The sequence below is a fragment of the Aliidongia sp. genome, assembly GCF_035943795.1.
Taxonomy (GTDB): domain Bacteria; phylum Pseudomonadota; class Alphaproteobacteria; order ATCC43930; family CGMCC-115725; genus Aliidongia.
In genome coordinates this window covers 12,157-25,792 of the sequence record NZ_DASZBY010000002.1, presented here as the reverse complement: position 1 = coordinate 25,792, position 13,636 = coordinate 12,157, and the positions used below count along the sequence as shown (strand labels likewise).

The window sequence follows — 13,636 nt, the reverse complement described above, 5'->3', positions numbered from 1 at the left end:
CCGGCCCTCATTCGAGTTGCAACGCAGCGGGGCCGCCGCTATAAGACGCGGCTTATCGCGGAGCCATGCCATGAAGACCGACATTCATCCCGACTACCATGAGATCACCGTCGTGATGACCGACGGCGAAAGCTATCAGACGCGTTCCACCTACGGTAAGCCGGGTGACACGCTGCGTCTCGACATCGATCCGAAGACCCATCCGGCCTGGACCGGCGGCCAGCAGCGCCTGAACGACCAGGGCGGTCAGCTCGCGCGCTTCAACAAGCGCTTCGGTGGGTTCGGCATCAAGTACTGAGCGGCTTCCGCCGTCTGGAAGGCTGACGCGCCGGCTTGCCGGCGCGTTTGCATTTCTGCGCCCTCGAACGCATCAGGCGGATCCCGCCGTATCGTCCTGGGGCAGCGCCTCGCGCTTCACCATCTCGTCGAGGCGCGAGACCCGGACATAGAGCCGGTGCGACCGATCGAGCAGCGTGTTCAGCCATTGATCGCCCAGCCGGTCGACCTCGTCGATCACGGTCAGGCAGGTCTTGGCGCCGCCCAGCGCATAAGGCTCCTCCGCGCTGTCGGCGAGGGTGATCTCGCCGGCATGGACCGCCCGCTGGGCCAGCAGCCAAGCCATGACATGGGTCAGTCGCGTCGTCAGGCGCATGGTCTCGCAGCACAACATCAGCCGATCGGATGGCGTCAGGATCGGCAGCGCCCGCAACTCGTTCACCGCGACGTAGTTGCGCGCCTCGATCAGCAGGCCCATGGCCTCGTCGTAGGTCCGGCCGAAAAAGGCCGTGGTAACCGATGCCGTGTTCAGCATGGTGCTTCAGCAGGTTCGGACACGCCCGAAGGACGTTGAGGATTGGCGGGCCGGGCCCGGCAGGCGCACGCACTCATGAGGAAAAGATAGGGCATCCAAATTCCCTGTCATCCCCTGGAATCAGCCGATCATGAAGCGGCCGAGGATCGACCGCGCGGTCTCGTCGAGCGGTGCGGGGCGGCGGGTGGTTCGATCCACGAAGACATGGACGAAATGGCCTGTCGCCGCCGGCGTCTCGATCCCCTCGCGGAACAGGGCGATTTCATAGCGCACGCTGGATGTACCGAGCCGCCCGACGCGCAGGCCGGCCTCGACCGTCTCCGGAAACGCCAAGGGCGCTGCGAAAGCGCAATGACTCTCGACGCACAGCCCGATGACGGGCGAGCGCTCGATGTCGAGCAGCCGCTCCGCGATCAGCATCTTGTTCACGACAGTGTCGAAATACGAATAATAGACCACGTTGTTGACGTGGCCATAGACGTCGTTGTCCATCCAGCGGGTCGGGATCGACAGGAACCAGCGATAGTCCGCGCGGGTCGGCGGCTTGTCCGCGCTCGTCATGCTCACGCGATCTCCATCAGCGCCGCCGTGACCGGTGCCGGCGACTCCAGCATCATCATGTGACCGGCGCCCGGCAGGATCAGGGTCCGGCAACCGGCGATCGCGGATGCCAAGGGCGCCGCCTTGGCCGCCGGCGTCATCTTGTCCTCGGCGCCTAGAATCACGCGGGCGGGGCAGGCAATGCGGGCGGCCGCGGCCAGCGCGCCTTCATAGGCGGCGCAGGCGGCGAGGTCGCTGCCGATCACCTGGCGCGGCCCGCGCTCCAGCAGTCGTTCCGCCCCGCCCGGCAAGTGGGAGCCGGGCGTGCCGACGGCGCCCAGCAGGCTCTGTCGCCCGAAGCTCCAGCCGACCATCATGTCGATCACCCGATGATCGCCGGCCTCGGCCGACTCGAGCATGGCCGGGTGCACCGCCATGCGGGGCACCGTGCCCAGCAGGGCGAGGCCGCGCGTGCGGTCGCCACCCAGAGCACCCGCTTCGAGCGCCACGAGCGATCCCATGCTGTGGCCGGCGAGCGCGGCGCGCTCCACGCCCAGGCTGTCGAGGAGCCGCCATACCCACCCCGCCATGGCCTCGATCGTGCCCAGGGCCGGACCGGCGCTGCCCGCATGGCCGGGCAGGTCGATCGCCAGCACGCCGCGCCCGCGATGGGCCAGCGCGCGCGCCTGGTTCACCCAGACCGTATGGTCCATGCCGGCGCCATGGATCAGCACCAGGGTCGGCAGGCTGCGGTCGAACGACTGGCCACCGGTCGCGATCTGGACGGCCTGGCCGTCGAGCGTGAAGCGGCTCATTTCGACACCGCCTTCTGCGCCTGGCGCAGCGCCTGGCTCAGGTCGGCGATCAGGTCGTCCGTATCCTCGAGTCCGACCGACAGGCGGATCATGTCCTCGCCGATGCCGGCGCGCGCCAGATCCTCGGCCGAGAGTTGCTGGTGGGTCGTACTCGCCGGATGGATCACCAGGGTCTTGGCATCGCCGACGTTGGCCAGGTGGGACACAAGGCCCAGCCCGTCGATGAACGCCTTGCCCGCGGCGCGGCCGCCCTTGATGCCGAAGCTGACGATCGAGCCGGCACCGCGCGGCAACAGCTCGGACGCCAGTGCATGATCCGGATGGTCGGGGCGGCTCGGGTGATTGACCCAGCCGACCGCCTCGTGGCCGGACAGGAAGGCGATCAGCCGCGCCGTATTCTCCATGTGACGGGCCATGCGCAGCGGCAGGGTCTCGACACCCTGCAGGATCTGGAATGCGTTGGTCGGGCTCATGCAGGCGCCGAAATCCCTGAGGCCCTCGCCGCGTGCCCTCTGGATGAAGGCGGCCGGGCCATATTCCTCGGCGAAATTGATGCCGTGGTAGCCGGCATAAGGTTCGCTCAAGGTCGGGAACTTGTCGGAAGCCGCCCAATCGAACCGGCCGCCGTCCACGATCGCGCCGCCGATCGCCACGCCGTGCCCGCCCAGCCACTTGGTCGCCGAATGCATGACGAGATCGGCGCCGAGAGCGATCGGTCGCATCAGGTAGGGGGTGACGAACGTCGCGTCGACCAGTAACGGCAGCCCGTGGTCATGGGCCAGCGCCGACAGGCGCGGCAGGTCGGCCACCTCCAGGCCTGGGTTGCCGATGCATTCCGCGAACACGAGCCGCGTCTCGGGCCGGATCGCCGCCGCGAAGCCATCCAGGTCGCGCGGGTCGACGAATGTCGTTTCGATGCCGAAACGGGGAAGAGTGAGTTTCAGCAGGTTCGTCGAGCCGCCATAGAGCGAGGCCGAGGCGACGATATGGCTGCCGGCACCCATCAGGGTGGCGATGGCGAGGTGCAATGCCGCCTGGCCGCTGGCCGTGCACACGGCGCCGACGCCGCCTTCGAGTGCTGCCAGCCGCTCTTCGAGCACGGACACGGTCGGGTTCGAGATCCGGCTGTAGACATGGCCCGGCTGTTCCAGATTGAACAGGGCCGCCGCCTCGTCGCTGGAGCCGAATACGAATGAGGTCGTCTGGTAGATCGGCACGGCGCGGGCGCCGGTCGTCGGATCGGGGCGCTGGCCGGCGTGGAGCGCCAGGGTGGCGAATTTCGGCCCGTAATTCTCGGCCATTGGGGGCGCCCCTTTCGGACGACGGAGGATCGGCCCGCATCCTAGCCCGGTCCCGAAACGCCGCTCAATGCCGGTGCGGAAGCCCCAAAAGAAAAACGGCGGGCTCCGCTAGGGAACCCGCCGTGAATGTCCTTTTGAATTCCATTATCCGTTCGATCGCATAACGATCCCGGCTAGTAGAAACCTCTCAAAATGTGCGTACCCAACCGACCGTCAATGTGGTCTTACCACCGCGGCCACGAGTGAGAACTTAGGCGTCCGGCATTAAGGATTCGTCGCCAATATCTTGCAATTTATCAATTTTATTCGGCGACCCACCCGCCGTCGACCGAGAGCGTGGTGCCGGTCGTGGTCTCGGCATTGTCCGAACAGAGGTAGACCGCGAGGCCGCCCAGATGTTCCGGCGTGGTGAACTTATGCATGGCCTGCTTCTCGCCCAGCATGGCGTCCTTTTCGGTCTCGACGCTCGTCCCGTTCTTCTGGGCACGGTCCTCGATCTGCTTCTGGACCAGCGGCGTCAGCACCCAGCCGGGGCAGATCGCGTTGCAGGTGATGCCGTCGTTGGCATATTCGAGCGCCACGACTTTCGTCATGCCGACGATGCCGTGTTTGGCGGCGACATAGGCGACCTTTTGCGGGCTGCCGACCAGGCCATGGGCCGAGGCGATGTTGATGATGCGGCCCCATTTCTGCTGCTTCATGTGCGGCAGCGCCGCTTTTGAGGCATGGAACGCGGCCGACAGGTTGATCGCGATGATCGCGTCCCACTTCTCGTCCGGAAAATCCGCGGTCAATGCCGTGTATTGGATGCCGGCGTTGTTGACCAGCACGTCGACCGAACCGAACGCCTCGACCGTGTCGGCGACCATCTTCTGGATGTCGGACGGCTTCGACATGTCGGCAGACGAATAAGCCGTCTTGACGCCGTGCTTCTGGGCGAGGCCCGTCTTCACCTTTTCGATCTCGGCCGCATCGCCGAAGCCGTTCAGCATGATGTTGTAGCCGGCGGCCGCGAGCGCGGTCGCGATGCCGAGGCCGATACCGCTCGTCGAGCCGGTGACGATGGCGCTCTTGGTCATGAATTTCTCCTGGTGAGATTCGGGTAGGGGGAGGGCCTGCACGTCATGAGCGTGAGGATACAGGCATATTGCCGCAAAACTGAACCTGGGCACTGATGAAGTTTTTGCGAGTGCGAAGGCACACGGGCCGCCGTCAACGCTTGAACAGGCCTTCGGCACCGCTGCGGTGGCTCTGTTTCGCCGAGATCGCGGCACGGGCACGGGCGATCTCGGCTTCGAGCCCGGCGATATAGTGCTGAAGCTCGTCGACCGACAGCGGCGTCAGGTCTTTCGGCACCGCCGCGCGCTTGACCGGCGGCTCGTCATCGTCGCGCGCCATGTCAGGCGCCGTCCCGCGCGCCCAGGCGATCGGCGCCCGAGACCACGCGGCCGGCGCCGCTGCCGACCGCTTCGGCCACATGGGAAAAGCCGTCGCGCTTCAGGCAGACCAGCAGGTCGCGCTTGATCCGCGCGATCAGCGCCGGTCCTTGATAGACCAGTGCCGAATAGAGCTGCACCAGCGAGGCGCCGGCCCGGATCTTGGCATAGGCATCCTCGCCCGACGACACGCCGCCGACGCCGACCAGGGGGATGCGGCCCTGGGTGCGGCGATAGATCTCGGCCAGCACCGCGGTCGAGGGCTCGAACAAGGGCTTGCCGCTGAGGCCACCCGGTTCGGGCGCGTTGGCGCTGCGCAGGGTCGCCGGCCGGGCGACCGTTGTGTTCGAGACGATGATGCCGTCGATCTTGGACTGCAGCGCCACCTCGGCGATGTCGTCGATTTCCTGCCGGGTCAGGTCCGGGGCGATCTTCAGCAGGATCGGGGGTGCCCGGTCGAGCCGGACCGCGTCGCGCGCCTCGACGACCGCATGGATCAGCGCGCCCACTTCGCTGCGCCGCTGCAGGTCGCGCAGGCCCGGCGTGTTGGGCGACGAGATATTGATGACCAGATAGTCGGCGAGCGGCGCCAGGGTCGCGACGCCGCGGCAATAATCCGCGGTCGCGTCCGCCGCGTCGCGGTTCTTGCCCAGGTTGGCGCCGACGATGCCCTTGCGTGCACGCGCCGTCAGCCGGGCGGCCACGATGCCCAGCCCTTCGTTGTTGAAGCCCATGCGATTGATGACGGCCTGATCCTCAGCCAACCGGAACAGGCGCGGCAGGGGATTGCCGGCCTGGGGCCGTGGCGTCACGGTACCGATCTCGGTGAAGCCCACGCCCCAGCGCAGCATGGCGTCCGGCACTTCGGCGTTCTTGTCGAAGCCGGCGGCGAGGCCGATCGGGTTCGGGAAATTCAGCTGCCACAGACGGGTCGCCAGCGCCGGATCGTCGATCGGCGGCCGGCTGGGCGCCAGGCCGGTCTTGAGCGCGCGGATCGTCAGTTCATGGGCGCGTTCCGCCGGCAACAGGCGCAGCAGCGGCAACGCGAGCGTGGTCAACGCCATCACGGCTGTTCGCCCGGGCGGGTCAGCGGCGGGAACACGTGGGTCCCGTCGGGTCCGAGCGGCAGGTCGCGCACCCAACTGACCGCGGTCAGGGGCAAGGGGCCGTGCAGATGGGGGAACAGCGCGCCGGACCGTGCCGGCTCCCATTTCAGTTCGGGACCGAGGGCGGCCGGATCGACCGCGATCAGCACCAGGCCGGCCTGGCCGGTGCGATGGCGCGCCGCACTCTCGACGATCTGTTCGGCCGTCGAAAAATGGATGAAGCCGTCGGCCTTGTCCTGGGTCGACCCGTGATAGGCCGACCGGGCGGCATCCTGCCACTCGTCGCGTCGGCACATGTGGAAAATGAGATCGTTCGTCATGAGGCCTGGAACCCTAGGCCCGCAAGACGCCCGAGGCAAGATCGTGGCGCCCCTTTTCAGCGTGGCCGAACCGTGCCTAGGATTGAGGGCAGGGGTTCGGGAGACGGCGAACCCAATCACGAATATTTCCAAGAACAATGTCCCAAGGAATTCGGAGGGAGGGAGGACCCTATGGCGTCCTGGACCTATATCGACGGACAGTGGCAATCCGGCAATCCGCCGATCCTCGGACCCATGAGCCATGCCATGTGGCTGGCGTCTCTGGTGTTCGACGGCGCGCGGGCGTTCGAAGGCACGACGCCCGATCTCGATCGTCATTGCACGCGCGCCGTGGCGTCGGCGAAGGCGCTGGGCCTCGGACCCATGCTGACGCCGGGCGAGATCGAAGACATCGCGCGCGAGGGCGTCGGCCATTTCGCCAAGGACGCGGCCCTCTATATCCGGCCGATGTTCTGGGCCGAGCACGGCTTCATCGGCGGCGATCCCGACAGCACGCGCTTCGCCATCGCGGTCTATGACGAACCCATGCCGTCCGCCGCGGGGTTCTCGACCGGCCTCTCGCGCTTTCGCCGCCCCTCGCCCGAAACGGCGCCGACCGATGCCAAGGCCGCCTGCCACTATCCCAACAGCGGCCGGGCCATCGCCGAGGTGAAGCAGAGGGGCTTCGACAATGCGGTCATGCTCGACCCGCTGGGCCATGTCGCCGAATTCGCCTCGTCCAACCTGTTCCTCGCCAAGGACGGCGTGGTCATGACGCCGGAACCGAACGGCACGTTCCTGAACGGTATCACCCGCCAACGCGTCGTGCGGCTGCTGCGCCAGGCGCAGGTCGAGGTGCAGGAGCGTGTGTTGACGATCGAGGATCTGCAGGAAGCGGACGAGATTTTCTCGACCGGCAATTTCGGCAAGGTGCAGCCGGTCGTCCGCTACGAAGCCCGCGCCTTCGAGCCCGGCCCGCTGTTCCGCCGTGCCCGGGAGCTGTATTGGGCCTTCGCGCACAACGCGCTGTAGGCAAGTTGCCGTTTTACCAGCCGTCATTCCCGCCCCGCTCGGAAATGGCGGCGAAAAGATAAAATCTACGCCACTTCGAACGGTGCCAGCGATATCCGGCAGGGTCCGTCGACCGTCAGCAGGTGGCCGGCCGGCACGCGTTGCCAGTGGTCGGCGATCATGTCGAGCGGTTCCGACACGATGATCAGCCCATCGGTCTCGCAGCCATAGAACAGCGACGGCGGATCGGGGTCGGTCGCGAAGCGGACGGCGAAGGTGCGCTTGCCGTCGGTCAGAGAGGCGGTCATGCGGAACGGCTCGGCGATGTCATGGCTCTGCATGACGGTCAGGACGGCGCGCACGGTTTCGGCGAGCGCGCGCCCGGGGTCCTGCTCCAACCCATGGCGGAACAACAAATAGAAGAAGAGTTCGCTGTCGGTCGTGCCCTGGCGGCAATGATACAGCTCGTCCGGGATCAGCTGTTCCAGGCTGCGCCGGATCCGGTCGTAGCCGCCGATCTGTCCGTTGTGCATGAACAGCCAGCGGCCGTGGGTGAAGGGGTGGCAATTGGCCCGGCTGGTGGCCGTGCCGGTCGAGGCGCGGACATGGGCGAAGAACAGCGGCGCCTGCAGCTGGTGCGACAGGCTCTTCAGGTTCCGGTCGTTCCAGGCCGGCAGGGTTTCATGGTAGGTGCCCGGCTCCTCGCGCTCGCCATACCAGCCGAGCCCGAAGCCGTCGCCGTTGGTCGCGACCCGGGCCTTGCGGGCGTGCAGGCTCTGCTGGATCAAGGAATTCACCGGCTCGAACAGCAGCTTTTCGAGATAGATCGACCGTCCGCTATAGGTGAGCCAGCGACACATGGGTGATCCCTTCCGAACGTCCTGCGGGCTTAGCCCCGTCGATCCACGGCCTTGGGACCGGCCGGCTCCCGCCGCTCCTGCGAGCGCTTGAACTCGTTCACCATGAAGATGACGCCGCCGATGGTCAGCGGCAACAGGTGATAGACGCCGCGATAGACCAGCAGCGACGATAGCACGGCCTCGGACGGCACCGATCCGTGCAGGCTCTTCAAGATCACCGCCTCGAAGATGCCGAGCCCGCCCGGCACGTTCGAAATGATGCCGAGAAAATAGGCCAGCACGAACACGCCGAGGAAGGTCGCGAAATTGAACACGTCGTTGGGTGGCAGCAGCACGTAGAGCACGCTCGCGACCAGCAGCCAGTCGATGCCGGAGACCGCGATCTGCACGCCGGCGAAGCCCGGGCTGGGCACGCGCAGCTTGAAGCCCCACAGGCTGAGCGGCTCCTTGCGGAAATAGCCGACCGTGCCATAGGCCGCGACCAGCGCCAGACACAGCACGCCCAGCGCGTTGATGCCGGACGACGGCAGGTCCGACCAATCCTGCACCCGGCCGCCGTCGAGCAGCAGCGCCACGCCGCCGATCAGGAACATGCCCAGGAACAGGGTGACCCCGGCCATCGCCATGATCTGGGCGACCTCGACCGCGCCGAAGCCCCAGCGCGAATACAGCCGGTAGCGGATCGTCGTGCCGGTGACCGACGCGAAGCCCAGGGAGTGGCTGATCGAATAGGCGGTGAAGGCGGCCAGCGCCACCCGCCAATAGGCGAGCCGCCGCTTGATGTAGCGCACGCCGATATAGTCGTAGGAGGTCAGTGCCAGGTGGCTGACGACGGTCAGGCCCGCCGCGGTCAGGATCGCCGATAGCCGGAACTCGTGCAGATCGTGCCACAGCTCCGGAATATGCATCTCGCTCAGCGACCGGTACAGCAGCAGGATGGCGCCGCCGATCAGACCGAGCGTCAGGGCGGGGCCGAGGTATCTGATCAGCCGATGGTTCATGCCGATTGGGTGACGCAGAGCGTCCTTATGGTCCGGGGCTAAACGATGGGAACGGAATGTTCCTCCATGTAGCGGGTTTGCCGGACGAGGGGAACCGCGAATTCTTGTTCTGCCCGGCATGCCGAGGCTTGCCGCGAGGGGGCTCCGGGGTCCTATAGTCGCGCCGACCATGCATCCCGTTTCCCCGCCTGCCGCCGCCCTGAAGCCGCCCCGTATCCTGCCGCCGGATCTGCCCGTGCTGGTGCTGGGAACCCGCCGCGCCGTCTGGCTTTCGGCCGATGGCGAGATCGATACGCTGGACTTCCGGGCGGCCGCCCGCCGGGCGCGTGACGAACCGCCCCTGCTGACCCACGGCCGGGCCGCGGCGCGCCGGCTCGACTTGCGCGACCTGCGCGCATTCGACGCGCTCGAACTGTTCGCCTTCGCGGCGCCGGGGCAATTCTGCCTACCGACGCCGCGCGGCCTGATGACGAGCTTGGGGCTTGGCCGTGCCGGCTCGCTCGAAGACCAGGCCATGGGCCTGGCCGATGCCGTGCCGATCCTGCTCGACCGCATCGCCCAGGCGGCGACGCCCATCCTGGCCGAACTGGCGCAGCTGATGATGGCCGGCGACTGGGTCTGGGGGCCGTCGGTGCTGGCGGCCCTGGGGGCGGCACCGCTGCCGGCCCGGCCGCGCCGCCTATCCGGCCTCGACATCTGGTCGCGCCTGCCGGAATGGGAGGAGGCAGGGCCGGTCGATCCGCCCAGCCACTATCCGGTCGACCCGGCCGACGCGCGCATCCGGCTGGCCGACCTGGTCCAGGGCCGCTCGCGCCATGGCGGCGACGGGCCCCAATCCGCCGAAGCCCGGCCGCAGCAGGCCGACTACGCCTCGGCGGTCAGTGCCGCCTTCGCACCCAAGGGGGCGCCGAACGAGCCCAATCTCGTGCTGGCCGAGGCCGGCACCGGCGTCGGCAAGACCCTGGGCTACCTGGCGCCGGCCAGCCTCTGGGCTGAACGCAACGGCGGCCCGGTCTGGGTCTCCACTTTCACCCGCAACCTGCAGACCCAGATCGATGGTGAGCTGGACCGACTCTATCCGGATGCGAAGCAGAAGGCCCTCAAGGTCGTGCTGCGCAAGGGCCGCGAGAACTACCTCTGCCTGCTGAATTTCGAGGAGGCGGCGCAGACCGTGCTCGGCAATCCGGCGCATGCGATCGGCCTCGGCCTGATGGCACGCTGGGCGATGGCGACCAAGGACGGCGCGCTGATCGGCGGCGATTTTCCCGGTTGGCTGGTCGACATCATCGGCCGCGCCCAGAGCCTGGGCCTGGCCGACCGGCGCGGTGAATGCATCTATTCCGGCTGCCCGCACTATTCGCGCTGCTTCATCGAGCATTCGATCCGCCGGGCGCGCCGGGCCGACATCGTCGTCGCCAACCACGCGCTGGTGCTGATCCAGGCGGCAATGGGCGGCATCGAGGACGCGACGGTGCCGACCCGCTACGTGTTCGACGAGGGCCATCACCTGTTCGAGGCGGCGGACTCGGCTTTCTCGGCCCAGCTCTCGGCTCTGTCGACGGCGGAGTTGCGGCGCTGGATCCTGGGTGCCGAGGGCGGCGGCGGCCGGGCGCGCGGCATGCGGCGGCGCTATGAAGACCTGGTGGTCGGCGACGAGGCCGCGGCGGACGACCTGCAGGCAATCCTGGTTTCCGCCGCCGTCCTGCCCGGCGACGGCTGGCAGCATAGATTGGCCGAGGGCGAGCCGCGCCACCCGATCGAGAAATTCCTGGCTCTGGTGCGCCAGCAGGTGCTGGCCCGCGCCCAACGGCCGGAAGCGAACTACGACCTGGAGACCGACCGGCAGCCGGCGATCGACGGGCTGGCCGATGCGGCAATCGAGGCGGACCAGGCACTGGCCGGCCTGGAGGCGCCGATGCAGCGGCTGGTCAAGTTCCTGGCGCGGCGTCTCGATACCGAGGCCGACGAACTCGATACAGCACTCCGAACGCGGATCGAGGCGGCGATCCGCAGCCTGGAACGGCGCGCGGTCACGGTGCTGGGCGCCTGGCGCACCATGCTGAAGGACATGCCGCACGCGACACCGGACACCATGGTCGACTGGCTGTCGATCAGCCGCCAGGAAGGGCGCGAGGTCGACGTCGGGCTGCATCGTCATTGGATCGACCCGACCCTGCCGTTCGCCAAGGCGGTGGTCGAGCCGGCCCATGGCGTGGTCGTGACCTCCGCCACCTTGACCGACGGCACCGGCGACGCCGGGGTCGATTGGCATGCCGCCGAGGCGCGGACCGGGGCGATCCATCTGGCGGTCCCGGCGATCCGCGCCCGCGTGCCGTCACCGTTCGATTACGCCGCCCAGACCCGCTGCCTGGTCGTGACCGACGTGCGCAAGGACGACCTGGACCAGGTGGCGGCCGCCTATCGGGAGCTGTTCCTGGCGTCGGCCGGCGGCGGTCTCGGCCTGTTCACCGCGATTTCGCGGTTGAAGGCGGTGCGCGAGCGCATCCTGGCGCCGCTCGACGATGCCGGGATCGAATTGCTGTCGCAGCACGTCGATCCGGTCGACGTCGGCACCCTGATCGACATCTTCCGGGCCGAGGAGGATGCCTGCCTGCTCGGCACCGATGCGGTGCGCGACGGCGTCGACGTGCCGGGACGCTCGCTGCGGCTCATCGTGTTCGACCGCGTGCCCTGGCCGCGCCCCGACATCCTGCATAAGGCGCGGCGCCAGGACTACGGCTCGCGCGGCTATGACGACATGTTGACCCGCCTGAAGCTGCGGCAGGCCTTCGGCCGGCTGATCCGCCGGTCGGGCGACCAGGGCGTATTCGTGTTGCTGGACCCGATGATGCCGTCGCGGCTTTACGGCGCCTTTCCCGAGGGCGTCGATATCCGGCGGGTCGGGCTCAAGGAAGCGGTCGAGGAGACGAAACTGTTCCTGCGACCGGAGGATTAGCTCGACGCCATTTGTGGTCGCCACGAGATCACGCCTTCGGTGCGCGCCCGCACATCCGGCGAGGCCAGGCAGGTGGCGACGGCTTCATGGCCGGGCGCGCCCGGGTACGGTGCCACGCTGGTTGGCGGGCTGTGATTGGCAGGGCAGAGGATGATCGTCTCGTCCGGGCCGACCGCGGCCAGGTCCAGGATCGCTGAGGAGCGCGTCATCAGGAACAGCGGCCGGCTGCCGGGCCCGCGACGGCGCAGGCGCGCGATCAGAGCCTCCTGGGTCGCCTGGTCCAGCCCCTGTTCCACCATGTCGACGACGAAGATGGCCGGCGCTTCCGCCTCCAGCCCGGCGATCAGGGTAACCAGGGCGTCGGAGAGCGCGGCGCCATCCTCCACGAGCCAGGCCAGCGTTTCGTCGACCCGCGCTTTGAGCGCCGGGTCGGCGTTCATTTGCGCGCGCGCCGCGATGCCGCCGTCCCCGGTCCGTTCCATGGGCAGGAAAGCGGCGCTGGGCAGGGTTTCGGCCAGCCGTTTCGCCAATCGGGTCTTGCCGCTGCCCAGGGGGCCGATGATGTAGTTCAGGGCCCTGACGTCGTTCAACTCGAAGCGTTCGCCGCCCCAGGGCCAGGGCAGGTCGAAGGCGACGCGGATGCTCCCGGTCGGTCGCAGCAGGCGGGCCAGGTCTCCCGCGGCCGGTACCTGGCCGCGGGCGATGTCGGCGCGCAGGCTGCGGATCTGTTCCACGGCGCCGGCGATCTGGCGCATGCGGGCCTCGAGCGTCGCCTGATGGGCGGCCAGGGCCGGCCCCAGGTCCTGGGTCGCGCCGTCCAGTACCCGCGCGACCTGGGCAAGGCTGAGGCCGAGCGCGCGCAGGGCGACGATCTCGCCGGCCCGCGCCATCTCGCCCGGGCCATAGGCTCGCCATCCGGCGGCGGAGCGGACGGGTTCGAGCAGGCCGCGCCGCTCGTAAAGACGCAGGGCCTTGGCGGAGACGCCGAGCCGCCGGGCGGCCTCGGATGGGTTCAGGAAGGCGGCGGAAGAACTCACGAAACACCTCGTCGATCGCTGATCCCCGATCTTATCGGGGCGGTCCCAAGGGCCGGGTCAAGCACGCGCTCCGCCGAGCGGCATGCGCAGCGTGAAGCGGGTCTCGTCGGCCGTGAGGCCACGGTCAGCGCGCCACCATGGGCGCGGGCGATCTCGGCCGCGATGTAGAGGCCGAGACCCAGTCCCTGCAAGCCGGGACGAGCCTCGCCCCGGAAGAATGGCTGGAACAGGCGCTGCATCGCGTCCGGCTCGATGGCCGCGCCGGCATTGGCGACCCAGCGGTCCTCGATCACGCGTGCGACGGCGGCGAAGCCCATGCCCGTCGTGCGGCACACCACGTCGAGAATCGTCGGAACGGCCCCGATTCGGCCGATCGCGTCGATATCCGTCTGAAAGTCGCTTGCCATCGTCAATCTAAGCGTACCGCGCTACGGCGCGGATGGCGATGAAATGCTGGATCATC

General features: G+C 68.1%; 15 protein-coding genes. 3 read left to right on the top strand and 12 right to left on the bottom strand.

The window, feature by feature from the left end:
* Positions 1–70: 70 nt before the first annotated feature.
* The gene (gene rpmE / locus VGV37_RS00215) at positions 71–298 is read left to right on the top strand and encodes a 50S ribosomal protein L31 (protein WP_326877568.1); all 228 of its coding nucleotides are present in this window, start codon (positions 71–73) and stop codon (positions 296–298) included.
* A 72-nt stretch (positions 299–370) separates the two neighbouring features.
* Here the strand turns inward: rpmE and VGV37_RS00210 are convergent, their stop codons facing one another.
* The 8 genes from VGV37_RS00210 to VGV37_RS00175 form a co-directional block, all read right to left on the bottom strand.
* Positions 371–811, bottom strand: coding sequence for a DUF1465 family protein (locus VGV37_RS00210; protein WP_326877567.1), 441 nt, complete (start codon positions 809–811; stop codon positions 371–373).
* A gap of 120 nt (positions 812–931) precedes the next feature.
* Positions 932–1,372, bottom strand: a complete 441-nt coding sequence (locus tag VGV37_RS00205; protein WP_326877589.1) for a thioesterase family protein — start codon at positions 1,370–1,372, stop codon at positions 932–934.
* 2 nt (positions 1,373–1,374) lie between these two features.
* Positions 1,375–2,166, bottom strand: coding sequence for an alpha/beta hydrolase (locus VGV37_RS00200; RefSeq protein WP_326877566.1), 792 nt, complete (start codon positions 2,164–2,166; stop codon positions 1,375–1,377).
* On the bottom strand, positions 2,163–3,467 hold the full coding sequence (locus VGV37_RS00195) for an O-acetylhomoserine aminocarboxypropyltransferase (protein WP_326877565.1): 1,305 nt from the start codon (positions 3,465–3,467) through the stop codon (positions 2,163–2,165). Before VGV37_RS00195 ends, VGV37_RS00200 begins: the two co-directional genes overlap by 4 nt.
* A gap of 302 nt (positions 3,468–3,769) precedes the next feature.
* Positions 3,770–4,546, bottom strand: a complete 777-nt coding sequence (locus VGV37_RS00190; protein ID WP_326877564.1) for a 3-hydroxybutyrate dehydrogenase — start codon at positions 4,544–4,546, stop codon at positions 3,770–3,772.
* A gap of 133 nt (positions 4,547–4,679) precedes the next feature.
* On the bottom strand, positions 4,680–4,865 hold the full coding sequence (locus VGV37_RS00185) for a DUF1192 domain-containing protein (protein ID WP_326877563.1): 186 nt from the start codon (positions 4,863–4,865) through the stop codon (positions 4,680–4,682).
* Between the two features lies 1 nt (position 4,866).
* Positions 4,867–5,967 (bottom strand): quinone-dependent dihydroorotate dehydrogenase, encoded by a 1,101-nt coding sequence (locus VGV37_RS00180; RefSeq protein ID WP_326877561.1) that lies wholly within the window; start codon positions 5,965–5,967, stop codon positions 4,867–4,869.
* Positions 5,967–6,329, bottom strand: coding sequence for a DUF952 domain-containing protein (locus VGV37_RS00175; RefSeq protein ID WP_326877560.1), 363 nt, complete (start codon positions 6,327–6,329; stop codon positions 5,967–5,969). The genes VGV37_RS00180 and VGV37_RS00175 overlap by 1 nt, the downstream gene beginning before the upstream one ends.
* Before the next feature lie 171 nt (positions 6,330–6,500).
* Between VGV37_RS00175 and VGV37_RS00170 the strand changes: the two genes are divergently transcribed.
* Positions 6,501–7,340: a branched-chain amino acid aminotransferase gene (locus VGV37_RS00170; protein ID WP_326877559.1), complete on the top strand. Its 840-nt coding sequence runs from the start codon at positions 6,501–6,503 to the stop codon at positions 7,338–7,340.
* 65 nt (positions 7,341–7,405) lie between these two features.
* On the opposite strand, the gene VGV37_RS00165 is transcribed toward VGV37_RS00170, so the two are convergent.
* Together VGV37_RS00165 and VGV37_RS00160 are read right to left on the bottom strand one after the other, a co-directional pair.
* A complete protein-coding gene (locus VGV37_RS00165; protein ID WP_326877558.1) occupies positions 7,406–8,179 on the bottom strand; it encodes a class II glutamine amidotransferase in 774 nt (257 codons plus the stop codon).
* 29 nt (positions 8,180–8,208) lie between these two features.
* A complete protein-coding gene (locus tag VGV37_RS00160; protein WP_326877557.1) occupies positions 8,209–9,180 on the bottom strand; it encodes a lysylphosphatidylglycerol synthase domain-containing protein in 972 nt (323 codons plus the stop codon).
* Positions 9,181–9,349: 169 nt separating this feature from the next.
* On the opposite strand from VGV37_RS00160, the gene VGV37_RS00155 reads away from it, so the two are divergent.
* Positions 9,350–12,136, top strand: a complete 2,787-nt coding sequence (locus tag VGV37_RS00155; protein ID WP_326877556.1) for an ATP-dependent DNA helicase — start codon at positions 9,350–9,352, stop codon at positions 12,134–12,136.
* Here VGV37_RS00155 and VGV37_RS00150 read toward each other — a convergent pair.
* A complete protein-coding gene (locus VGV37_RS00150) occupies positions 12,133–13,173 on the bottom strand; it encodes a MerR family transcriptional regulator (protein WP_326877555.1) in 1,041 nt (346 codons plus the stop codon). The genes VGV37_RS00155 and VGV37_RS00150 overlap by 4 nt on opposite strands.
* Positions 13,170–13,580: an ATP-binding protein gene (locus tag VGV37_RS00145; RefSeq protein WP_326877554.1), complete on the bottom strand. Its 411-nt coding sequence runs from the start codon at positions 13,578–13,580 to the stop codon at positions 13,170–13,172. Before VGV37_RS00145 ends, VGV37_RS00150 begins: the two co-directional genes overlap by 4 nt.
* Positions 13,581–13,636 lie beyond the last annotated feature (56 nt).

Bases quoted from the DNA above. Each gene is read 5' to 3' on its own strand.
- rpmE (WP_326877568.1), top strand. From the start codon at position 71: ATGAAGACCGACATTCATCCCGACTACCATGAGATCACCGTCGTGATG.
- VGV37_RS00170 (WP_326877559.1), top strand. From the start codon at position 6,501: ATGGCGTCCTGGACCTATATCGACGGACAGTGGCAATCCGGCAATCCG.
- VGV37_RS00195 (WP_326877565.1), bottom strand. From the start codon at position 3,467: ATGGCCGAGAATTACGGGCCGAAATTCGCCACCCTGGCGCTCCACGCC.
- VGV37_RS00160 (WP_326877557.1), bottom strand. From the start codon at position 9,180: ATGAACCATCGGCTGATCAGATACCTCGGCCCCGCCCTGACGCTCGGT.
- VGV37_RS00180 (WP_326877561.1), bottom strand. From the start codon at position 5,967: ATGGCGTTGACCACGCTCGCGTTGCCGCTGCTGCGCCTGTTGCCGGCG.
- VGV37_RS00155 (WP_326877556.1), top strand. From the start codon at position 9,350: ATGCATCCCGTTTCCCCGCCTGCCGCCGCCCTGAAGCCGCCCCGTATC.
- VGV37_RS00185 (WP_326877563.1), bottom strand. From the start codon at position 4,865: ATGGCGCGCGACGATGACGAGCCGCCGGTCAAGCGCGCGGCGGTGCCG.
- VGV37_RS00190 (WP_326877564.1), bottom strand. From the start codon at position 4,546: ATGACCAAGAGCGCCATCGTCACCGGCTCGACGAGCGGTATCGGCCTC.
- VGV37_RS00210 (WP_326877567.1), bottom strand. From the start codon at position 811: ATGCTGAACACGGCATCGGTTACCACGGCCTTTTTCGGCCGGACCTAC.
- VGV37_RS00205 (WP_326877589.1), bottom strand. From the start codon at position 1,372: ATGACGAGCGCGGACAAGCCGCCGACCCGCGCGGACTATCGCTGGTTC.
- VGV37_RS00145 (WP_326877554.1), bottom strand. From the start codon at position 13,580: ATGGCAAGCGACTTTCAGACGGATATCGACGCGATCGGCCGAATCGGG.
- VGV37_RS00165 (WP_326877558.1), bottom strand. From the start codon at position 8,179: ATGTGTCGCTGGCTCACCTATAGCGGACGGTCGATCTATCTCGAAAAG.
- VGV37_RS00175 (WP_326877560.1), bottom strand. From the start codon at position 6,329: ATGACGAACGATCTCATTTTCCACATGTGCCGACGCGACGAGTGGCAG.
- VGV37_RS00200 (WP_326877566.1), bottom strand. From the start codon at position 2,166: ATGAGCCGCTTCACGCTCGACGGCCAGGCCGTCCAGATCGCGACCGGT.